This window comes from Streptomyces sp. NBC_01275 (assembly GCF_026340655.1).
In the GTDB taxonomy this organism is placed as follows: Bacteria; Actinomycetota; Actinomycetes; order Streptomycetales; family Streptomycetaceae; genus Streptomyces.
Genome location: NZ_JAPEOZ010000001.1, coordinates 5,460,478 through 5,482,087 on the forward strand (window position 1 = coordinate 5,460,478; position 21,610 = coordinate 5,482,087).

Sequence of the window (21,610 nt, forward strand, 5' to 3'; positions counted from 1 at the left end):
CCGACGACCGGTGAGCGGCTCAGCGTGCGACGGCGGCGGCCGAGAGGAGGGTCGTGGCGGCGAGGGAGCCCCAGAGGGCGGCGGGGCTGTGGGCGGCGAGGGCGGTAATGGCCGCCGGGGAGACGGCGAGGCCGAAGCCGGTGGAGAGCTGGAAGCGGGCGAGGGTGCGGCCCAGGACGTGGGGCGGGGCGAGGGCGGTGACCAGGGCCGTGGCGCTGCCGGCGTAGACGATCTCGCCGAGGGTGCAGAGCACGGAGACCGCGGCGACGGCCGGGGCGGCCCAGCCGCCGCCGAGTGAGGCGGCGGCGAGGAAGCCGAGGTACGACACGGTGAGGACCACGCCGGCCAGGGCCAGTACGGTCCGCCGGGGGTAGCGGGACAGCAGGACGGTGACCGGCACCTGGAGGGCGACCACCAGCACGGTGTTGGCCACGAAGATGCCCGCCGACCACACCGGGGACGCGTGCAGCTGGGTCCCTCGGGGCAGTGCCCCCTGGCCACCCGCTCGAACACCTCGTCGACCGTCAGCGGTCCGGCGGCGGGCGGAGGGGACAGCGCGTCCCTCAGGGAGTCCGCCAGGGTCGGTTCGTCGAAGTCCCACCGGCTGTTCGACTACTCCCTCAGCGGCCGCACCGACGGCGCGCAACCGCCGTACAGCGCGGCGGATCTGGAGCTGAGCTGGGTCGAGAAGCAGGACGGCGCCCCCTGCTCCTACGGTCTGATCGGCGCCGAGGGGCGGTGGCGGATCCCGATGGGCACCCGGTTCCTGAGCGTCACGCCGTTCCGCGACGGAACCGCCGAGGTCATCCTCAACACCGACGACGCCTCCTACGACGGCCCCTGGACCCGGATCGACACCGACGGCCGGATCCTCGCTGCCGTAGATCCAGGTGGGGCCGCCCGGCCCGCACGCTCCTGGTCACCGTGACTCGGGGGAGAGGGCTGTGCCGGGGGAGAGGGCTGTGCCCCCTCACCCGGGGAGGGTGAGGGGGCACAGCCCTTCGGGCGCGGGCGTCAGCCCAGTTGCTTGATGGTGTCCCAGCCGCTGGACCTCAGCGTGGTGGCCGAGCCGACGGCGGTCGCGCCGCCCTCGTAGAGCAGCAGGGCGCCCGCCGCGTTGGTCGCCCAGATGTCGGGCAGGCCGTCGGCGGCGGTGTCGGGGCTGCCGTAGAGCTTGGGGAAGGCGGCCCGGGTGAAGGTGCCGGCGGCGTAGGTGTCGTCGCCGTCGAGGCTCCAGCCGGACTGGCCCAGGCTCTTGAGGACGGTGCCCACGCCGTCGCTGTCGAGGATGCCCTTGCGCAGGACGAGGTTTCCGGCGGCGGTGCGGTAGGTCATGTCGGCCGCGCCGTCGCCGTTGTAGTCGGCGATGGCCACGAAGTCCCGGTCGGCGTCCGCCCAGGAGGTGGTCGTCATCTGGGTGGCCTCGCTGAACGAACCGCCGCTGTAGCCGCTGAGGATCCACAGCTCGGCGCCGGCCGCGCCGCCTGCGACGAAGAGCTCCGGCTGGCCGTCCCCGGTGATGTCGCCCGCGGACTTGATCTCCGAGAAGGTAGACGGGTCGGGGGCGTTGGCCGGCAGCCGTACCTCGATGCGCTTGCTGACGTCGATCGCGCCGTAGCCGTCGCCCGGGTAGACGAAGAGCCGGCCGTCGGGGGTGCGGATGACCCAGTCGGTGACGCCGTCGCCGGGGGCGAAGTCGCCGTTGTGGGTGACCAGGGCGTAGGTGTCGGCGCCGTTCCAGATGTGCGGGGCGGTGCCGCCGTCCTTGATCAGGGTGCCCTTGTCGTGCGTCCCGAAGGCGCTGGAGATCCAGTCGCCGTTCTGGGACACCGAGTCGATCCAGAGGTTGCCGGCGGCGGTGACATGGGCGAAGTCGGCGGTGCCGTCGCCGTTGAGGTCGCCGGGGCCGTCGGCGGTGGAGCGGGGCTTGACGTAGAAGAAGTACTTGCGGGCGTTGGGGGAGATGTTGCCCGCCGTGTCGACCGACTTGACGTACAGGGTGTTGGGGCCGGCGGAGGGCGGCTTGATGCCGGTGACGGTGGCCGTCTTGACGGCCGTGGTGCAGGACTTGGTGAGGCCGCCCGAGGTGCCCTGCGAACCGCCGGCGCAGGCATAGCCGGCGTAGTTGGTGGAGTTGATGGACCAGACGAACTTCACGATGTCGGTCTCGGAGGACGAGCCCACCGCGAAGGTGAAGCTGCCGGAGTTGCCGAAGGGCTTGTCGGACCAGACGTCGGGCACGCTGTTGCCGTCGTCGTCGCCGGGGAAGTCCGTGGAGACGACGGGGGCGGGCGAGTCGGGCAGGTCGGTGTCGTAGGTGAAGCGGCACACGCCGTCCCCGCCGGTGGGCGCCCAGCCGCTGCTGGCCTTGTCGTCCCAGGCCCGTACCCGCCAGGAGTAGGTGACGCCGGTGGTCAGGGACGACCTGATGGAGACTCCGCCGACCTCGCCGTTGGCGATGGACTTGGTGAAGGTCTTCTTCGTCGTGTCGGCCTTGCCGGTCTGCCAGAGCTCGAACTCGAGCTTGGAGAGGACGCCGTCGGGGTCGGTGGCCTTGCCGCTGATGGTGATCGTGTCGGCCTTGCCGACCTTGATGTACGGCGAGGCGCTGGTGTCGCAGGAGCCGGGGCTCATGGTGACGGACGTCGGGGTGTTCGGCTTCCGGTTGTAGGTGATCGACAGCGTCGGCGAACCGCCGCCCTCGGCCTGGAACTTCTTCCAGGAGTAGGTGTCCGTCTCCAGGCTGCTGGAGGAACCCGTCGGCGCGGAGGACGAAGTCGAGGCCACCAGGCCCACGTTGAAGCTGGTCAGACCGTCGTCCGCGGCGTCCTGGGCGAGTGTGGTGACCGTGAAGTTGACGTTGGCGTCCGGGCAGGAGGAGTTGGACTTCCAGCCGTAGGCGAAGGACTTGGAGGTGATCTTCCGCTTCCAGTCGGGCTGGCGGTTCCAGGTGGTCTTGGAGGTGAAGTCGCCGGTGCGCCACAGCTGGACCGTGCGCTTGCTGCAGGACCAGGAGTGGGTCTCCAGGACCTTCAGGGTGGCGCTGGAGACGTCCGCGCCCTTGATGGAGTTCTTCAGCTTCATCCGGAAGAACGAGCGGGCCGTGCCCCAGGTCTGCTTCTCGAAGCCGACGCGGGCTTCCTTGGTGTCCTCGTTGTAGTTGGCGCCGTCGTAGAAGCTGGAGCCCGGGTAGCGCTTGTAGACCGTGGTCCAGTTGGCGCGGATGCCGGTCGTGGAGGGGTCGAGGAACAGCGGGTAGGTCAGGTCCTCGGTGTCCGCCAGGTAGGCGCCCGGCGGGGTGACGGTCAGCACGCCGTCCTCGAAGGCCGCCGCGGCCTCGGTCGCGTGGGCGCCTTCGCCGGGCCCGTTCACGGCCGGCAGGGCGAGCGTGTCGCTCGCGGCGCCGGCCGCCTCGTAGGCGACCGGGTCGACTCCGGAGTCCTCGGCCCCCGCATCTTGGGCCCCCGCATCTTCGGCCCCTGCGTCCTCGGCCCCCGCCTCCTCCGCTCCCGGCTCGGTGGTCCGCGGTGCGTCCGGGTTCTCGTTCGGCACCTCGTCGGCCGGGGTGTCGGTCTCGCGCGCGGGGGCCTTCTCTACGACCTCGGGGTCCTCGTTGGCGCCGGTCGCGGCGTCCGGATCGGCGGACGCGGTGTCCGTGTCGTGCGCGCCCGCGGAGTCCCACAGGAAGGGGGTGGGGGAGACGGCTGTCTCCGTGCCGTCCTTGTCCTTGGCCATGAGCACGTCGGTGCCGGGGTCGAGGGTGAAGGAGAGGGTGGGCGAGGTGACGCGGTAGCGCGGCGGGTCGGCGGCGAGCCGCGTGGCGGCCTCGGGCGTGTGGACGACCAGGACGTGGGTGAAGCCGGTGTCCCGTGCGGACAGCATCAGGTCCACGCCGGGCAGCACGCCCTCGTACAGCGCGCGGTTGTCCTCGACCACCGGCTCGGGCAGCGTGCCGGGCCACTCGAACCCGATCTCGTGGCCCTCGGCGGTCATCGTCAGCAGCGGGGTCCAGGAGGTGGCGTCGTCGTCGATCTGCTCGGTGCCGCTGCTCCCGGAGCCGGCGCGGAACACGGCGGCCTGCACGGTCGTGGCCGAACCGGAGTTACGTGATCCGGAGTTGCCTGATCCGGATGTGTCCGTCGCCCCGGAGGCACGCGCCCCGGCCTTCTTCGCCGTCCCGCCCCCCTTCCCGCCCGCCGAGAACGTCACGGGATAGGGGCTGTTGACGGTGTGCCAGCCCTCGTCGTCCGCGCGCAGGGAGGTGTCGATCGGCGCCCATCGCCCCTTGGCGTTCTTCGCGCGCACGGGTGCGACGGACGCCTCGTAGGTGAACGTTCCGTCGGGGTTGGCGTACGTGGTGGAGAACTCGTCGGTGAGCGTGGCGACTTCGACCTGGTCGCCGGTGCTGCGCGCCCGGCGCTGGGCCTCGTCCTCGTCGACCGGCTGAGCGGCGCGCTTGGTCTTCGCGTCGGAGGCGGTCGTGCCGTCGTCCCGCAGGACGAGCGCCGCGCCGCCGCCGGCCAGCACCGCCAGTGCGACGGCGACGGCCAGGGCGCGCCGGACGCGCCTTCTGCCAGGGGGACTTGGTTCCGTGGCGGTGTCGAGGTCGCTCAAGGGCCCTTCTCCAACAGGCTGGGCCGCGGTGCGGCGGCGCCGCTACGGCGTGGCTCTTTCGGGTTGCCCTCGGGCCTGGTGACAGGCCGTGGTGAGCGCGCGACGCGCCGGATTGGGCGGTTGGAGTATGAACAGCTCTTCCCGGCCAGATCAACACCCTTTGGACGGCGGGGTGTTGGCAACGGCCGCACAAAGAGCGTTGGCGTGAATTTTTGCCGTTCTTTGTCTGATTTTGATTAGTGACATAACTAACACAAAATCAGCACACCTTGACGAGGATCTTCACGGTGCCTTTATTTCGTGCTCAGTCTGTAAGTCATTGATCACCATGTGCCATCGGGTCCGAGCGCTGCTCTGAACGCTTCCGGGCGTTGCTCTGAGCGTTTCTGATGGTTTCTCGGCGGGGGAAGGGTCGATTGGCCGTGCGTGCGGTGCTGTCGTGGTGCGGCAGGGGTTCGTTGGCGAGATCGCCGCGTGAGCGCCTGGTCCGTCGCAGAACTCGGGCCGGCGTCATAGCCGGTCTGGTCCTTGCCCTCAATGTCACCCTTCTGCCCAGTGCGGTGGCCTTCGGCCCCGACGACCCGCGGACCGCGGTCGACCTCGCCGACCTGCAGGAGACGGACGCCGTCCCGGTCGACGAGGAGCTGACCGACGAACTCGACGAGCTCTCCGGCTCCGCCGCGACCGAACCGCAGAAGACGTACGCGCCGGCGGCCGTCGCCGAGGTCCCGGCGGCCACCGGGACCAAGGCCGTCGACAACCTCGCCGCGGGCGCCACCGCCGAGGTCGCCAAGGCGGCCGACGGCAGCATGAGCATCGGCGTCGGCGCGCCGGCGGGCGCGACGCCCGCCCAGGTCGACGCCCTCGAAGGCCAGTGGAGCGTCGCGACCGCCTCCGAGGACGAGACCGCCGCGAGCGGCGCGCAGGGCTTCATGCTCGCCGTCGACGCACCGGACACCGCCACCGGCGACGCCGTCGTCTCCCTCGACGTCACCAAGCTCGCCGAGACCTACAGCGCCCAGTGGCTGGACCGGCTCTCCTTCACCCTGATGCCGGCCTGCTACGCGACGACGCCCGAGGTGGAGGCGTGCTCCACGGGCATCCCGGTGACCACCGCGGTCGAGCGCACCGGCGACACCGTGACCGTGCCGCTCGAGGCCGGCGACTCCTCGGGCTCCGAGGCGGACACCGGTGAGGACACCGCGACCGACGAGGTCGTCGGCGACACCGCCACCTCCGCGCAGGTCCCGGAGACCCTGGTCAACGTCACGCTGGACACCGCCGACCTCCAGTCGGTCTCGGCCGCGGCCTCCACCGCGTCCACGGCGGTCAGCAAGGGCGACGACTCCTCGGTCAGCTCGGCCGTCTGGCACGGCGGTCGCGCCGCCGACGCCATACGGCAGATCGCCACGTCCACCGGCGGCGGACTGCTCGTGGGCAGCTCCTACGGCGCCGGCTCCGGCGGCGACTTCGGCGCCAGCCCGATCGTGTCCGCGGGCTCCTGGACGGCCGGCGGCTCCGCCGGCGCCTTCACCTACGGGTACACGATGGCCGCCCCGCAGGTCTCGGCCGGTCCGTCCCCCAACGTCAGCCTCAGCTACAGCTCGCAGACCTCGGACGGGCGCACCTCGTCCACCAACAACCAGGTCTCCTGGGTCGGCGAGGGCTGGGACTACAACCCCGGCTCCATCACCCGCACCTTCGTGGGCTGCGCGGCCGACACCGCCGACGCCAACAACAAGGACCACTTCACCGGCGACCAGTGCTGGGGCAGCTACAACGCGGTGCTCTCCCTCAACGGGACCACCACCGAGCTGGTGCGCGACGACACCACCAAGCAGTGGAAGTCCGCGCGCGGCGACAACCTGCGCATCGAGCTGCTGACCGAGGACGACTACAAGGCCGTCATCGGCAAGGACGCCGACGGCAAGGACATCACGTACAGCTCCAACAACGGTGACAACAACGGCGAGTTCTGGCGTGTCACCACCGACGACGGCACCCAGTACTTCTTCGGCCTCAACCGGCTGCCCGGCTGGTCGTCGGGCAAGCCCGAGACCAAGTCGGTGCTGAACGTGCCGGTCGCCGGCAACCACAGCTCCGACCCCTGCTACGCGGCCAAGTTCGAGAACTCCTTCTGCGACCAGGGCTGGCGCTTCCAGCTCGACTACGTCGTGGACACCACCGGCAACGCGATGTCGCTGTGGTGGGAGAAGGAGAAGAACGCCTACGCGCGCAACATGAAGGAGACCCCCGCGGTCTCCTACGACCGGGCCGGCTACCTCTCCCACATCGACTACGGCCAGCGCGCCGAGTCCCTCTACTCCGCCGAGCCCCTCGGCCGGATGCTGTTCACCGCCCGCGAGCGCTGCTTCGACGACCCGGCGCTGAACGTGGAGTGCTCGGACGCCAACTTCGACTCCAAGCAGTCCGACCGCACCCGGCCCTGGTTCGACACCCCCGCCGACCTCGCCTGCGCGACCGGCAAGAAGTGCTCGACGTACGCCCCGACGTTCTGGTCCCGCAAGCGGCTGGCCTCGATCGACGCCTGCGCGCAGCGCGAGCAGGGCGTGCGGCTGACCGAGTACACCTCGGACGCCGACGGCAACGAGAGCGGTTCGCGCAACGCCTGTGGCCTGGAAGGCGACTCGGCGACCACGACCCTGCTGTCGAAGGTCGACTCCTGGGGCCTGAAGCAGTCCTTCCCCTGGAACCTGACGGGCGAGTACACCGCGCTCTGGCTGGAGGCCATCACCCGCACGGGGTACGCGGTGGACGGCGGCACCGACCGCCTCAACCCGGTCTCCTTCGGCCACAACGAGAAGGCGCTGCCCAACCGGGTCAGGGTCAACTCCGCCGACACCGACCCGCTGTTCGCCCGGCTGCGCATCCAGGACGTCGTCTCCGAGTACGGCGGCCGCACGCACGTCGACTACAAGGCGCCCGAGGACAAGTGCCTGACCGGCGCCGCCCGTCCGGCCGTCGACAAGAACAAGCAGCTCTGCTATCCGGCGTACTGGCATGCGGACGGCGAGCTCGAAGACAAGCGGATCTCCTGGTTCCATAAGTACGTCGTCGACAAGATCACCGAGTTCCCGCGGCTCGCGGACTCCCAGGAGATCGTGACGCAGTACTCGTACGACACCTTCGGCGACGAGTACGACGGTGCGCTGTGGGCCAAGAGCCAGTCGGAGTTCTCCCGCCCCAAGAAGCGCACCTGGGACGACTGGCGCGGCTACCCGATCGTCACCACGATCACCGGCACCACGGACGCCGTCGGCGGCAGCACCGCGTCCAAGTCGGTCACCCGCTACTTCCGGGGCATGAGCGACGACGTCATCGCCGACGACACCCCGGAGAAGGCGTCCGACGACGTCAAGCGCTCCTACACGCTGTACGACGTCACCGGCACGGCCCTCAAGACCGACCTCAGGGCGTACGCCGGCATGGTCGCCGAGTCGCTGACCTACTCCGGGACGGGCGACGCCACCGCCACCGGCTGGATATCGCGCACCGTCAACATCCCCGACGACCCGGTCCGCCTCGCCACCCGCAACCGCACCGACGGCCCGGACGTGGTCTCCGAGCGCGTCACGCTCGGCGCCACCAAGACCATCACCAAGGCCTCCGGCAAGGGCGCGGACGCGTCCACCCTGCGCACGGTGACCACGGAGACCGAGTACGACCCCACGTACGGTCTGCCGACCAAGGTCCACGAGTACGGCGACGCGGCCGCCGCCGGCGACGAGTCGTGCACCGCGACCTCGTACGTGCACAACACGTCCGGCACGAACTACCTCGTCGGCCTGGTCGCCCGGACCGTCACCACCTCCGGCGCGAGCACCTGCTCCACGGACCTGTCCAGCGCGACGGGATCGACGCTGGTCAGCGCCTCGCGCATGTACTACGACGGCGCCGCCTCGTCGACCGCGACGCCCACCAAGGGTCTGGTGACCCGGACGGAGGCGCCGACCGGCGCCGGCACCGCCTGGGAGACGGCCAGCCCCGAGTCGCGGACCGAGTACGACTCCGTCGGCCGCGTCGTCAAGGTCACCGACCCGACGGGCCTGTACAACACCACGACGTACACGCCGTCGAGCGGCCAGGTCTACAAGATCGACACGGTCACGGCCAGCAAGGTCGTCGACGGCGTCGAGACCGGCTTCGCCGACAGCACCACCCTGGAGCCCGGGCGCGGCGCGACGATCAGGACGACCGACGCCAACAACCGCGTCACGTCCTACGAGTACGACCCGCTGGGCCGCGCGGTCGCCGCCTGGGACGCCACGCAGGCCGCCACCGACGACCCGACCGTCCGCTACAGCTACAACATCGACCTGAAGAAGCCGGTCTCCGTGGTCACGGAGTCGCTGTCGGACAATCCGACCGCCGCCGCCGGGGACGGCAAGTACGAGGCCTCCACCACCATCTACGACGGTCTGGGCCGCGAACGGCAGACCCAGACCCCGGCGGTGGGCGGCGGCCGGCTGATCACCGACACCCTGCACAACAGCTCGGGCCAGGTGCGCTACACCCGCAACGCGTACTACATGGAGGGCGACCCGGGCGCCGACCTGATCGTCCCCGACTCCGAGTCGCTGGTCCCCAACGCCACCTCGTACACGTACGACGGCCTGGGCCGGGTGCTCACGGTCACCCCGGTGCTCAACTCCTACCCGCAGACGGGCGAGTCGTTCACCAACGCGGGCAAGACGGTGACCACCACCGACCGCCGCACCCGCTACGAGTACGCCCTCGACTACACGGTCGTCCGCCAGCCCAAGGGCACCCCCGCCTCCCGGGTCTGGACCGACACGCTGGGCCGCACGGTCCGCCAGGACACCTTCAGCGACACCTCGCTGACCGAGGCCGGCGCGATCAGCACCACCTACGCCTACGACCTCCGCGGCGACATGGTGACCAGCACCGACGACGTCGGCAACACCCGCACCTGGAAGTACGACGCCCTGGGCCGGGTCACCGACACCACCGACCCCGACGCCGGCGCCACCCACACCGACTACGACGCCTACGGCCGCGTGGACAAGGCGACCGACGCCCGCGGCCAGACCGTCTCCTACGGCTACGAGCGCCTCAACCGCGTCGAGCAGGTCAAGGTCACCCCGAAGGGCTCGACCACCGCCACCCTCGCCCAGACGTACGCCTACGACGGCGCGACCGGCGGCAAGGGCCAGCTCTCCTCGGCCACCCGCTACACCGACGCCAAGGCCTACACCACCACCATCGAGGGCTACACGGCCGACTACCAGCCGACGGCGATGACCACGGCGCTGCCCCCGGGCTCCACCGCGGGCCTGACCGCCGACGGCTTCGCCACCCAGTACCGCTACACCTACGCCTACAACGACGACGGCCAGCTGGAGACGTACACCACCCCGGCGGCCGGCGGCCTGAGCGCCGAGGCCGTGATCACCCGCTACAACGAGGCCGGCCTGCCGACCTCGGTCTCCGGCCAGGACTGGTACGCCGCCGAGACCTCCTACTCGCCCTACGGCCAGGTGCTGCGCGCCACCGTCGGCGAGCAGGGCCACCGGCTGTGGCAGGACAACACCTTCAACGAATCCACCGGCGAGCTGCTGACCAGCACCCTCGTCCGGGAGAACGCCACCGACACGACCGTCGTGCCGAGCTACGGCGTGAGCTCCCGCGCCTACGCCTACGACCCCTCGGGCAACGTCCTGTCCGTCAAGGACAAGGCGGGCACGGTCACCGACCAGCAGTGCTTCACCTACGACACCCTCGGTCAGCTGAAGGAGGCGTGGACCACGCCGGGCGGCGGCGCCTGCGCGGCCTCCGGCAAGACCACCGCCGAGCCGGTCTACTCCGACGGCACGATCAACGTCTCCTCCAACAACTCCGGCTACTGGCAGTCCTACGACTACGACGCCCTGGGCAACCGCACCAAGAAGACGGCGTACAAGGCGGACCCGACGATCACCTCCGGCGTGCGCGACACCAAGGGCGACGTCGTCACCGACTACCTGTACGGCACCAACACCAGCGACACGGTGAAGAACGACCAGCCGCACACGCTCACCTCGTACACCACGACCTCCACGACGGCGGCCGGGGCGACGGTCAAGGCGCGCTCGACGCAGACCTACGACACCGCGGGCGAGCTGGAGACCCGGGGCGTCAGCGGGGACACCGCCCAGGGCCTGACCTGGACCTGGGACGGCAAGGTCGAGTCCGTGACGGGCTTCGGCGCGGACGGCTCCGGGGCCTGGGTGGGCGCCGGCGCGATGTGCCTGGACCTGGCCAACGGCGACCCCACGGCCGGCACCGCCGTCCAGATCTACACCTGCAACGGCAGCAAGCCGCAGAACTTCCGGATCCAGCCGGCCGACACCAACAACGACGGCACGGTCGAGGACGCGACGATCGGCCAACTCGTCGTCGGCGGCCGCTGCGCCCAGCCGAACGGCACGGCGGCAGCCTCCCCGGTCCTGGTCCAGGCCTGCGACACCACCGTGGCGGCGCAGCGCTGGCAGACCCTGAGCACCGGCCAGATCAAGCACGTCGCGACGGGCCTGTGCCTGTCGACGCCGGCTGCCACGGCCGGCGCCGACCTCACCCTCGTGGCCTGCAACTCCACCGTCGCCACCCAGCTGTGGAAGCCGGCCTCGAAGACGACGTACGTCTACGACGCCATGGGCAACCGCCTGCTGGAGCGCACCAGCGCGGGCGCGGTGCTGAACCTGCCCGACACCAAGGTCTCCCTGACCACCACGGGCGCGGTCCGCTACGCGGAGCGCACCTACGCGGGGGCCGGCGGCCCGGCGGTGACCCGTTACCGCGAGGGATCCGCGACCACGTCCGGCGTCAGCGAGCACCTGTTCGCCCAGGCGACCGACCTCAACGGCACCCCGCTGGCGGAGGTCCGCCTCGACGGCGGCATGACCGTGCGCACGGCGAAGAAGGACCCGTGGGGCGAGGACCGCGCCGCGAACCTCTCCCCGCGCTCGCACACCGGCTTCCACACCGGCGACGACGACGCCGAGACCGGCCTGGTCCACCTGGGCGCACGAGAGTACGACCCGGGAACGGGACGCTTCCTCTCCGCCGACCCGGTCCTGGACGACAGCGATCCGCTCCAGGCCAACGGCTACTCGTACGCCAACAACAACCCGGTGACGCACTCGGACCCCTCGGGCCTGACGTCCTCCGCCTCCAGCTTCGACGCGTCGATCGCCGCGCTGGACGCGAAGATCGCCGAGTACCAGAAGAGCCTGAGCCGTTCCATCGGCGATGTGATCCTGGCGACCGGCTGGGCCGTGTTCAAGGAGTTCATCGGCTGGAACGACGTGGTCGGCTGCTTCTCCCAGGGCGACCTGTGGGCCTGCGGCAGCCTCCTGATGGACGCCATCCCGTGGACCAGCATCTTCTCCAAGGGCAAGAAGATGTGGCGCGCCTTCGAGGGCACGCTGAGCGCGGTGAAGGCCTACCGGGTGGCCAAGCGGGTGGCCGAGGTCGGCCTGAAGGCGGCCCGCGCCGCGAAGACGGCCCTGCTCAAGGCGAAGAAGGCCGCCGAGGTGGCCGCGGCGGAGGCGAAACGCAAGGCGCGCGAAGCGGCGAAGGCCGCGGCCGCGGCCGTCAGGAAGAAGGCCCACACCGGTTCGAAGGGCGCCCGAGGCAACCCGGTCCAGGTCAAGGCCGGCCGAAGCGCCCAGTCCAAGGGCACCTCGGGCGGCGGCAAGGCGGAGAACAAGTCCGGCGGCTCGCGCAGCGGCTCGGGCAAGGAGGAGTCGGGCGGCTCTGGTGGCGGTGAGGGCGGCAGCTGCCCGGTCAACGCCCCGCCCAACAGCTTCACGCCGGACACCAAGGTCCTGATGGCCGACGGTTCCGCCAAGGCGATCAAGGACGTCAAGGCCGGCGACAAGGTCCTGGCGACCGACCCGGAGACGGGCGAGACCCGGGCGCAGACGGTCACCGCCGAGATCCTGGGCAAGGGCGTCAAGCACCTGGTCAAGGTCACCATCGACACCGACGGCAAGAAGGGCACGAAGACCGCCGAGGTCACCGCGACCGACAAGCACCCCTTCTGGGTCCCGGAGCTCGGCGACTGGATCGACGCGACCGACCTCAAGGCGGGCGAGTGGCTGCGGACGAGCGCCGGCACGCTGGTCGAGATCACGGCCGTCAAGCGATGGACGGCACTGGACGCCACGGTTCACAACCTCACCGTCAGCATGGTGCATACGTACTATGTGCTTGCCGGGGCCACGCCGGTCCTTGTTCACAACTGCGGCACCGAGACGCGTGGCCCCAACACCTATTCATGGGAGCACGAGGAATCGGACAGCCTGTTTGAGGCAGAGGTTGACGAGAACGGAACCATGACGATGCTTGCTGGGGTAACAAAGGAGAGCCCTGTGAGAGGCATCGAATTGTTCAACAGGGCTCTTGACCACTTTGGTGATCGAGTCACGTCCATCAATGGCAACCTCATCGAAGAGAACAGGGCCACCTTTAATGCGCTCACAGGTGGAGGCATGTCGCCAGAACAGGCGATCCTCCAAACGTGGACAGGGAAGCTAGCTACGCGAAGCGGCTTTGGCGTGCTGCAATCTCTTAAACTTATCGGCGAGCCTGGGAACTTTTCCAAGGTCGAGCCAATCTTTACGAGATCCTGAGGGGCGTGGCGATGTCTCTGGATGACTGGGTCGCAGAAGCGTGCCGAATGCAGCGAGAGGGGGCGTCGATTATCGACATAGCCGACTCCCTCCGGGCGTTCGGGGAGAATGGCGGCAGGAAAATCAACGCGGCATCCGCTCTCGGCAAAGAATACGGCTGGTCAGTGAAGCAGAAGCTTGAACTGTTGAGTTGGACCGAAGGCGGCGTGACGGACGAAGAGCTGATTTCCTTTGTTCCGTCCTGGTTTCCCGGCGAGTAATGGCCCAAGTAGCGCTCACGTGCCCGTCGGACACCGAGCTGATGCTGCTCTGCACGGCGGCGGCGCAGCGAGGCTCCGCGTTCTGCCGGGTCCTCGGCTCCGCAGAGCAGCAGAGCTGGCTCGACTCCGGACTGGAACTGGCCTGGTCGGCGGCGGCCGGCGAGGAGGTGGCGGACGAGTGCGCGGAACTCCTCGACGCACTCGACGCACTCGACGTACTCGATGCCGGGGACGATGAGGGCGAGGCGTACGAGGGGCACGGGGGCTACGACGATGACCCCACCGCCCGTCCCGGCTTCTACGCCGACCAGGCCGTCGGTCTGGTCGGGGAAGCGCTGGCCATGTCCATCAGGCCGTCCGCCGAGCGGGTCGAGACGGTACTGAAGACCCTGCGGACGTTGCTCTCCATGGTCGATTTCAAGCTGGGCGGAGAGAAGCCGGTCATCGTGCGCGGCGGCGAGCCCCGGCCCGCGCCCGGCCCCCTGGTCCAGCGGGAGGAAGACGCCGAACGAGAGGTTCTGGCCGCCCCGGCCGTCGCCGAAGCCCAGGAGTCGGCTCAGGCGTTCGTGGCCGAGGTGACGCCTTCGGTGGAGGAGTTCGCGGAGGCCAGCCACTGGGACTGACCCTGACTGTCCGCGCGTATGCCTGCCAGGAGGTGGGCGAGGGCGGCGGGGTCGGTGGTGAGGATCGTGGTAGGGGTGTCGCTCTCGCGGAGGTGGAGGGTGGCTGGGGTGGGGGTGGAGGCGAGTTCGAGGCAGTTGTTGCCGTCGCCGAAGCCTGAGAAGGACGACTTCTGCCAGTTGTCGAGGGTCGTCATGGCGCGCATCACAGTTCCTTCGCCAGCCTGTGGATGAAGTCACGTGAACGTTCGGGGCTCAGTGACACTGCTTCCACTTTACGGAAAAGCGTTCGAAGCGCGCCGAGTTGAGTCTCCGAGTCGATGTAGGCGGTGCCATGCGGGGTGTCGCGCAACGCGGTGTCCAGCTTGGGCACGGTCCCTCCCGCGTACCCCATGGCGCTTGCGGCACCGGCGAAGCCGTCCAGGTCGAAGGGGATGACGCGCACGGTGATCCGGTCCGCTTCGGAGGCTTCCAGGACGCGAGCGAGCTGAACGCGTGAAGCGGCCCGGTCGCCGACTCTGATGCGGAGCGCCGACTCGTGGATCACCGCCGCGTAGGGGATCGGGGTGGGACCCTCAATGACGACTTTCCGGTCCATCCGATGGCGGACGCGCAACTCAAGCTCGCCGTATGGCAGTTCCGGGACTCTGTAGGAGTAGATGGCGCGGGCGTAGTCCTCGGTCTGGAGCAGGCCGGGGATGTACAGGAACTCCACGTCGTACCGGTGAGTGGCGTGGTGCTCCAGTTCGGCGAGATCCAGGAAGGGCGCGGGCAGCAGCCCCCGGTACTTCTCCCACCAGCCTTGTGTCCTGTCGGCGGCCATCGCCACCAGGGCATCGATGAACACCTCGTCCATGCAGGCGTAGTGGGATGCCAGGCTGCGCAACCGCCCCTCGCCCACGCCCGCGACTCCGGACTCCATCTGGCTCATCTGCGCCGAGTCGGTCCCGATGAGGGCGGCGGCTTCACGCGCCTTGAGGCCTGCGGCTTCGCGCAGTTTCCGCAGCTCAACGCCCAGCCGCTCTTGCCGTGCTGTGGGCTGCCGCCTGCGTGGCATCGCTTCCTCCTAGCCGTCCAACTTCCCTGGGGCGGCACCTCGTTCGGGGGACAGATTACGGCAACGGCTTGTGGCGTCCCAAATTTTACCCGTACTGTCGGTGACGCGACATGCGCGCTACGGAAGCGCACCGCCCCGTCCTGCCACGACGGCGCGGCACTGCCACCGCACGCGAACTCCATCCCGACCCGACCCCCACCTGGAGCTGCCCCATGCCCGAAACCGCCCCCGACTCCTGGGAGTACTCCCTCTACATCCCCCAAGACCCCCGTGCCGTCACGGTCTCCCGCGTCACCCTTCGGGCGATCCTCGCCCGCCACAACCTCGCCCACCTCGCCGACACCGCCGAACTCCTCGCCTCCGAGCTGATCACCAACTCCGTACGGCACAGCAAGGGCCCGGCCTGTCTACGCGTCCGCCACCGGGACGGCGTACTCCAGATCGGAGCCTGGGACGCGGACCCCGAACCCCCCGAGCCCTCGGGCAAGTTGGACGAGCTCACCGACGCCGAAAGCGGACGCGGCTTCGCTCTGGTCCGAGCCTGTTCCGACCTGTGGGGCTGGCAGCCGCTGTCCAGACTCGGCCACCGGGGCAAGCTGGTGTGGTGCGAACTGAGGGCGGCGTAGCCGATCAGCCCAGCACCCGCACCGGCGCCCCCGCCAGATACGCCCGGATCCCCTCCGCCGCCTGCCCGTAGTACCGCTCGTAGTTCGCGCGGGACACGTACCCGAGGTGAGGCGTCGCCAGCAGACGGGGAGCCGTCCGCATCGGATGGTCGGCCGGCAGAGGCTCTACGTCGAAGACGTCCACCCCCGCCCCCGCGATACGACCCTCCCGCAGCGCTGCCAGCAACGCCCCCTGGTCGACGATCGCCGCGCGGGAGGTGTTGATCAGGTAGGCCGTGGGCTTCAGCAACGCCAGTTCGGCGGGGCCGACCAGCTCCCGCGTCCGGTCGCCCAGCGCCAGGTGGACCGAGACGAAGTCGCTCTCCGCCAGCAACTCCTCCTTCGAGGTCGCCAGTCGTACGCCCACCGCCTCCGCCCGATCCGCCGTCAGGTGCTCGCTCCACGCGCTCACCTCCATGCCGAAGGCGAGCCCCACCCGTGCCACCAGGCTCCCGATCTTCCCCAGGCCCAGCAGCCCGAGCCGCCGTCCGTGCAGGTCGGCGCCGACCGTGGACTGCCAGGGACCGCCCTCCCGCAGCGCGGTGTTCTCCTCGACCAGCCCCCGGGCGAGGCCCAGCAGCAGGGCCCAGGTCAGTTCCACCGGCGGGGTGGACGAACTCTCCGTGCCGCACACCGTCACGCCGTTCGCCCGCGCCGCCGCGTAGTCGATCACCGAGTTGCGCATGCCGGAGGCGATCAGGAGCTTCAGCCGCGGCAACCGATCGAGCAGCGACGCGGGGAAGGGGACGCGTTCGCGCAGGGTGACCGCACAGTCGAAGTCGGCCAGGGCGGCGGCCAGTTCGTCCTCCGTCGCGAAGTGCTCCGTGAAGGACACCACCTCCAGTTCCACCCCCACCCCCTCGCCCGGCACGGAACCCGCCACGGAACCCGGCACGGAACCCGGCAGGGAAGCCGACGTCGACCAGTCGGCGAACGTCGTCGCGACGTTCTGGAAGTCGTCGAGTACGGCACAGCGGAAAGGCACGGCGGGCACGGCGTCTCCTCCAGGTGGGGTGGGTCCGCTGCGAGGCTACGGTGGAAACGTGAGCGACACCCCCGCCCCCGGCGGCTACTCCGGCACCCCCCTCGCCAGGAAGCTCGGCGTCAAGCCCGGTCACCGGCTGCGCCTGCGCCACGCCCCGCCCGGCTGGGCCGTACCCGACCTCCCCGCCGACTGCGACGTCGCCCCCGGCGGCCCCCGCGACGCCGACGTCACCGTCGCCTTCTACCGCGCCCACGCCGACCTCGCCGCCGAGACAGCCCTCCTCGTCAGCGACCTCGACGACACCGCCATGCTCTGGATCGCCTGGCCCCGCAAGGCCGCCGGCCACACCAGCGACCTCACCGAGAACGCCCTGCGCGACCTCTTCCTCCCGCTCGGCGTCGTCGACGTCAAGGTCGCGGCGCTGGGGGAGGACTGGTCGGGGCTGAAGTTCGTCCGCCGTAGGGAAAATCGCCGTAAACAGGGCACAAAGTGAACCTGCGTCAGAGCAACCTCCGGATCTGAGGCAACATCTTGGTGAACGAGGGGCGTCGTGCGATCCGCGCGCGGCCGCCGCCGTCGGCCGGACGGAGTGTGGGACGTGGTGGAGCCGAGGATCGCCGTTGCCGTGGTGACCATGGGGAACCGGCCCGACGAGGTCGACGCCCTGCTGGAGGCCGTGGCCAAGCAGGACCTCGCGCCCGCCCGCATCGTGATCGTCGGCAACGGCTGCGAGCTCCCGGAGTTCGCCCGCCGCCTCTCCCTGCCCGGCGAGGTCACCACGATCGACGTCGACGAGAACCTCGGCTGCCCCGGCGGCCGCAACGTCGCCCTGGCCCGCCTGCGGGAGTACGGCGACGTGGACGTCGTGGTCGAACTGGACGACGACGGGCTGCTCGTCGACCCCGACGTGCTGCGCCGCGTACGGGATCTGTACGCCGCCGACCCGCGCCTGGGCATCGTCGGCTTCCGCATCGCCGACGAGCACGGCGAGACCCAGCGCCGCCATGTGCCGCGCGTCGGCGCGTCCGACCCGATGCAGGGCGGCTACGTCACCGGCTTCCTCGGCGGCGGCCACGCGCTGAGCATGGCCATGCTCGCCGAGACCGGCGACTGGCCCGCCGAGTTCTTCTTCGCGCACGAGGAGACCGACCTCGCCTGGCGGGCCACCGACGCCGGCTGGAAGATCCTCTACGCGCCCGAGCTGCTCCTCCAGCACCCCAAGACCTCGCCCGCCCGGCACGCCATCTACTACCGCGTCACCGCCCGCAACCGGGTCTGGCTGGTCCGGCGCAATCTGCCGCTGCTGCTCGTCCCGGTCCACCTGGGCGTGTGGATCGCGGTCACGCTGCTGCGCACGCGGTCGCTGGGCGGGCTCAAGGCCTGGTTCGGCGGGTTCATGGAGGGCGTGCGCAAGCCGGCAGGACCGCGCCGGCCCATGCGCTGGCGGACGGTGTGGCGACTGACCCGACTCGGCCGGCCCCCGGTCATCTGAGGCTCGCCCACCCCGAGGCGGCCGATCACTTCGCGTCGGCATAGCACTCCACCACCGCCGTCGTGAACGGAAACCGCACCGGCGTCTCGCCGAACGTCAGCCGTCCGGCCAGGTCGGAGGCGTCCCGGATCGCGGCGACGACCGTCTCGGCCTCCTCCTGCGGACAGTGCACGATCACCTCGTCGTGCTGGAAGAACACCAGCTCCGCCGCCATCCCCGCACAGGTGCGCCGCAGCGCGGCGAGCAGCAGCAGGGCCCAGTCGGCGGCGCTGCCCTGGACGACGAAGTTACGGGCGAAGCGGCCACGCGCGCGTGCGTTGCTGGACGCGTACCCCGGAGCCCACTGCTGCCCCTCGGCCTCCTCGCCCCCGCGCCCACCGAAGCCGCCGCGCCCACCGAAACCGCCGCCTCCACCGAAGCCGCCGCCCCCGTCTCCCTCTCCCGAGCCGTCCGGGATGCCCGCCTCCTCCGTCCCGTCGTCCCCGTCCCCCGCTCCCACCGCCGGCGGGCAGGTCCGCCCCAGCCAGGTCCGCACGAGCCGCCCCTCCTCGCCCTCCCGCGCCGCCTCGTCGACGTACGCCACCGCGCGCGGGAAGCGGCGGCGCAGTGCCGCGAGGTTCTTCAGGCCGTCGCCGGAGGTCTGGCCGTAGACCGCGCCGAGCACGGCGATCTTGGCCTGGTCGCGGTCGCCGGAGAAGGCGCGGTCGGAGACCGACTGGTAGAGGTCGGTCTCCCGGCCCGCGACCTCCATCAGCCCGGGGTCGCGGGAGATCGCCGCCAGGACGCGCGGCTCCATCTGGTCGGCGTCGGCGACGACCAGCCGCCAGCCGGGGTCGGCGACCACGGCCCGCCGGATGACCTTGGGGATCTGCAGCGCACCCCCGCCGTTGGTCACCCAGCGGCCGGTGACGGTGCCGCCCGCGAGGAACTCCGGCCGGAAGCGGCCGTCGCGGACCCAGTCCTGGAGCCAGGACCAGCCGTGCGCGACCCAGATGCGGTACAGCTTCTTGTACTCGATCAGGGGCTTCACGGCCGGATGGTCGAGGGACTCGATCTCCCAGCGACGGGTGGACTTGATCCTGATCCCGGCCTGCGCGAACGCCTTGACCACGTCGGCGGGCAGATCGGGCCGCACCCGGCGGCCGAAGGCCGTGGACACCTCGTCCGCCAGCTCGGCCAGCCGGCGCGGCTCGCCGCCGCCCGTGTACCGCTCGCCGAGCAGCTCGTGCAGCACCGCGCGGTGCACGTCCGCGCTCCACGGCAGCCCCGCCCGGTTCATCTCGGCGGCCACCAGCATCCCCGCCGACTCGGCCGCCGTCAGCAGCCGCATCCGCTCCGGGTGCGCGGCCCGCTCGTGCCGCCGCTGCTGCTCGGCGTAGACGGCGAGGAGGTCGTCGAGCGGCAGCCGGGCGGCGGCCTGCGGCTCGAACAGGGGGGACTGCGCACCGGGCTCGGCGGAGCGCTGCGGCGGATCCGGCGGCACGGGTCCGCCGCGCAGCCGGGCCAGGGCGGCGGCCGCCGAGCGGGGCTCGCCGTGCCGCCCCTCGTGGCCGAGGAGGAGGGTCTCGGCGTCCTCGACGTCGTAGCACCGCTCGACTCGCACCCCCGTGCCGAGCAGTCGCGGATACATCTCCGCCGTGGAACGCCAGACCCAGCGGATCACGTCGGGCCGCTCGCGCACGGCCCGTGCCGGATCCGCCTCCCGCAGCACCGGGCCCGCGGGCAGCCCGTCCGGACCGAGGGGGGCGAGCTCCACGCCACCGTCCTCGGCCGGAGCGAGTGCCCAGCGGTCGGCCATGCTGCGAGTGTGGCAGGCGGGTCTGACATTGATGCTGATACTCAGGTCCCGGTGGCCGTGGCTCGGGGTCTGACTGACGCCCTGCTGGGTTGTCTTCCGGTTGTTCTGTCCGGCCGCCGGGACCTGTTCTCATGGCTCCGGCCGGGCGGAACATGACCTGATAGGAGCTTGGTCCAGAAGCCCCTTCAATGTCCTGTCTGCGCCACCCGGCCGGTGCCCACCTCCGGTTGGGAAGGCATCATCAGCATGACATCAGAGGTTGTGGAGGACACCGCGGACCAGGACGTGTTCGGCGGGGTCGACTCCCATGCCGACACCATCCACGTCGCGGTGATCAGCGACAACGGCGGCCACCTCGCGGACGCCGAGTTCGCCACCGCCGCCGCCGGATACGCCGCGGCCCTGGCCTTCCTGAACGCCCACGGTCACGTGAGAGCGATCGGCGTGGAAGGCACCTCCTCCTACGGCGCCGGCTTCACCCGCGCCGCCCGCTCACACGGGCACCCGGTCATCGAGGTCAACCGGCCCGACCGGGCCGAACGCCGCCGCATCGGCAAGTCCGACCCCATCGACGCCTACGCCGCCGCCCGCGCCGCCCTGTCCGGCCGGGCCTCCAGCGCCCCCAAGGACGACACCGTCGCCGGCACACGCGCCCTGCACAACGCCGCCCGCTCCGCCGTCAAGGCCCGCACCGCCGCCCTGAACCAGACCACCCACCTTCTCTTCACCGCACCTGAAGCCATCCGCACCCAATACGGGCAGCTCAAAGGGACAGACCGCACTGATGCCCTGGCCCGGCTGCGGCCGGCCGGAGACGCGGTGCACACAGCGGTCCTCACCGCGCTGAAGAGCCTCGCCCGACGCGTCAAGGAGCTGACCGCCGAGCACGGAGCCCTGACCCAGGCCCTGGACAGCGAGGCCAGCGCGCACAACCCGGCCTGCGAGCCGCCTACGGCGTCGGCCCCGACACCGCGGCCCAGCTGCTGGTCACCGCCGGAGGCAATCCCGAACGCATGCGCAGCGAGGCATCCTTCGCCGCCCTGTGCGGCGTCGCCCCGGCCCCCGCCTCCAGCGGCAGAACGAACCGGCACCGCCTGTCCCGGGGCGGAGACCGGGATGCCAACGCAGCTCTCTACCGCATCGCCCTCGTCCGCATGTCCAGCGACTCCAGAACCCGCGCATACGCGGCACGGCAGACCGCCGCCGGCCGGACGAAGAGGGAGATCATCCGGCTCCTGAAACGAGCCATCGCCCGGGAGATGTTCCGCTGTCTCACCACCACCGTCACCGTCCCCGGCATCGCCGACCTGCGACCCCTACGGCAAGCCAAGAACATCACCCTCACCGCCGTCGCCCAGCACTTCGGTGTCTGGCCCACCACCATCTCCAGACTTGAACGAGGCCTCAGCCGGGACGACGACCTCGCCCACGCCTACCGCGAATGGGTCCAGACCGCTTGACAGCA

At 70.6% G+C, this 21,610-nt stretch carries 13 protein-coding genes and 3 pseudogenes; 10 read left to right on the plus strand and 6 right to left on the minus strand.

Translation table 11 applies throughout. The annotated features are described in order from the left end of the window. Positions 1–19 precede the first annotated feature (19 nt). A pseudogene (locus OG562_RS24060) lies at positions 20–475 on the minus strand (MFS transporter); the annotation flags it as partial. Here OG562_RS24060 and OG562_RS24065 point away from each other — a divergent pair. After that, on the plus strand, positions 464–928 hold the full coding sequence (locus tag OG562_RS24065) for a hypothetical protein (RefSeq protein WP_266409880.1): 465 nt from the start codon (positions 464–466) through the stop codon (positions 926–928). The pseudogene OG562_RS24060 and the gene OG562_RS24065 overlap by 12 nt on opposite strands. Before the next feature lie 86 nt (positions 929–1,014). Here OG562_RS24065 and OG562_RS24070 read toward each other — a convergent pair whose 3' ends face one another. After that, positions 1,015–4,614: a DNRLRE domain-containing protein gene (locus OG562_RS24070; protein WP_266401086.1), complete on the minus strand. Its 3,600-nt coding sequence runs from the start codon at positions 4,612–4,614 to the stop codon at positions 1,015–1,017. Between the two features lie 458 nt (positions 4,615–5,072). On the opposite strand from OG562_RS24070, the gene OG562_RS24075 reads away from it, so the two are divergent. The 3 genes from OG562_RS24075 to OG562_RS24085 are packed head-to-tail and all read left to right on the plus strand — an operon-like array spanning position 5,073 to position 14,151. After that, positions 5,073–13,268 (plus strand): polymorphic toxin-type HINT domain-containing protein, encoded by an 8,196-nt coding sequence (locus OG562_RS24075; RefSeq protein WP_266401089.1) that lies wholly within the window; start codon positions 5,073–5,075, stop codon positions 13,266–13,268. Between the two features lie 5 nt (positions 13,269–13,273). Further along, on the plus strand, positions 13,274–13,528 hold the full coding sequence (locus OG562_RS24080) for a hypothetical protein (protein WP_266401092.1): 255 nt from the start codon (positions 13,274–13,276) through the stop codon (positions 13,526–13,528). Between the two features lie 41 nt (positions 13,529–13,569). Further along, on the plus strand, positions 13,570–14,151 hold the full coding sequence (locus OG562_RS24085) for a hypothetical protein (RefSeq protein ID WP_266401093.1): 582 nt from the start codon (positions 13,570–13,572) through the stop codon (positions 14,149–14,151). Here OG562_RS24085 and OG562_RS24090 read toward each other — a convergent pair. Next, positions 14,085–14,354, minus strand: coding sequence for a DUF397 domain-containing protein (locus OG562_RS24090; protein WP_323187548.1), 270 nt, complete (start codon positions 14,352–14,354; stop codon positions 14,085–14,087). The two genes, OG562_RS24085 and OG562_RS24090, sit on opposite strands and share 67 nt — an antisense overlap. Next, positions 14,354–15,205: a helix-turn-helix transcriptional regulator gene (locus OG562_RS24095; RefSeq protein WP_266401094.1), complete on the minus strand. Its 852-nt coding sequence runs from the start codon at positions 15,203–15,205 to the stop codon at positions 14,354–14,356. Before OG562_RS24095 ends, OG562_RS24090 begins: the two co-directional genes overlap by 1 nt. A gap of 212 nt (positions 15,206–15,417) precedes the next feature. On the opposite strand from OG562_RS24095, the gene OG562_RS24100 reads away from it, so the two are divergent. Beyond that, positions 15,418–15,831: an ATP-binding protein gene (locus OG562_RS24100; RefSeq protein ID WP_266401096.1), complete on the plus strand. Its 414-nt coding sequence runs from the start codon at positions 15,418–15,420 to the stop codon at positions 15,829–15,831. Between the two features lie 4 nt (positions 15,832–15,835). Here OG562_RS24100 and OG562_RS24105 read toward each other — a convergent pair whose 3' ends face one another. Further along, on the minus strand, positions 15,836–16,855 hold the full coding sequence (locus OG562_RS24105) for a D-2-hydroxyacid dehydrogenase family protein (RefSeq protein WP_266409487.1): 1,020 nt from the start codon (positions 16,853–16,855) through the stop codon (positions 15,836–15,838). 58 nt (positions 16,856–16,913) lie between these two features. Here OG562_RS24105 and OG562_RS24110 point away from each other — a divergent pair, with 58 nt between their 5' ends. Both OG562_RS24110 and OG562_RS24115 read left to right on the plus strand, forming a co-directional pair. After that, on the plus strand, positions 16,914–17,348 hold the full coding sequence (locus OG562_RS24110) for a DUF3052 domain-containing protein (protein ID WP_266401098.1): 435 nt from the start codon (positions 16,914–16,916) through the stop codon (positions 17,346–17,348). A 105-nt stretch (positions 17,349–17,453) separates the two neighbouring features. Next, entirely contained in the window at positions 17,454–18,347 is an 894-nt protein-coding gene (locus OG562_RS24115; RefSeq protein ID WP_266409488.1) for a glycosyltransferase family 2 protein, read from the plus strand. Positions 18,348–18,372: 25 nt separating this feature from the next. Here the strand turns inward: OG562_RS24115 and OG562_RS24120 are convergent, their stop codons facing one another. Beyond that, positions 18,373–20,145 carry a bifunctional 3'-5' exonuclease/DNA polymerase gene (locus tag OG562_RS24120; RefSeq protein ID WP_266401099.1) on the minus strand — a complete coding sequence of 591 codons (1,773 nt, stop codon included), beginning with the start codon at positions 20,143–20,145 and terminating at the stop codon, positions 18,373–18,375. A gap of 246 nt (positions 20,146–20,391) precedes the next feature. Between OG562_RS24120 and OG562_RS24125 the strand changes: the two are divergent. From OG562_RS24125 to OG562_RS24135, 3 genes and pseudogenes are all read left to right on the plus strand, one after another. Next, positions 20,392–20,808: pseudogene (locus OG562_RS24125) on the plus strand (transposase); the annotation flags it as partial. 320 nt (positions 20,809–21,128) lie between these two features. Further along, positions 21,129–21,269: pseudogene (locus OG562_RS24130) on the plus strand (transposase); the annotation flags it as partial. Between the two features lie 135 nt (positions 21,270–21,404). Continuing rightward, complete coding sequence (locus tag OG562_RS24135) at positions 21,405–21,605, plus strand: helix-turn-helix domain-containing protein (RefSeq protein ID WP_266396426.1); 201 nt, start codon at positions 21,405–21,407, stop codon at positions 21,603–21,605. Positions 21,606–21,610 lie beyond the last annotated feature (5 nt).

Bases quoted from the DNA above. Each gene is read 5' to 3' on its own strand.
- OG562_RS24095 (WP_266401094.1), bottom strand. From the start codon at position 15,205: ATGCCACGCAGGCGGCAGCCCACAGCACGGCAAGAGCGGCTGGGCGTT.
- OG562_RS24090 (WP_323187548.1), bottom strand. From the start codon at position 14,354: ATGCGCGCCATGACGACCCTCGACAACTGGCAGAAGTCGTCCTTCTCA.
- OG562_RS24135 (WP_266396426.1), top strand. From the start codon at position 21,405: ATGTTCCGCTGTCTCACCACCACCGTCACCGTCCCCGGCATCGCCGAC.
- OG562_RS24085 (WP_266401093.1), top strand. From the start codon at position 13,570: ATGCTGCTCTGCACGGCGGCGGCGCAGCGAGGCTCCGCGTTCTGCCGG.
- OG562_RS24100 (WP_266401096.1), top strand. From the start codon at position 15,418: ATGCCCGAAACCGCCCCCGACTCCTGGGAGTACTCCCTCTACATCCCC.
- OG562_RS24120 (WP_266401099.1), bottom strand. From the start codon at position 20,145: ATGGCCGACCGCTGGGCACTCGCTCCGGCCGAGGACGGTGGCGTGGAG.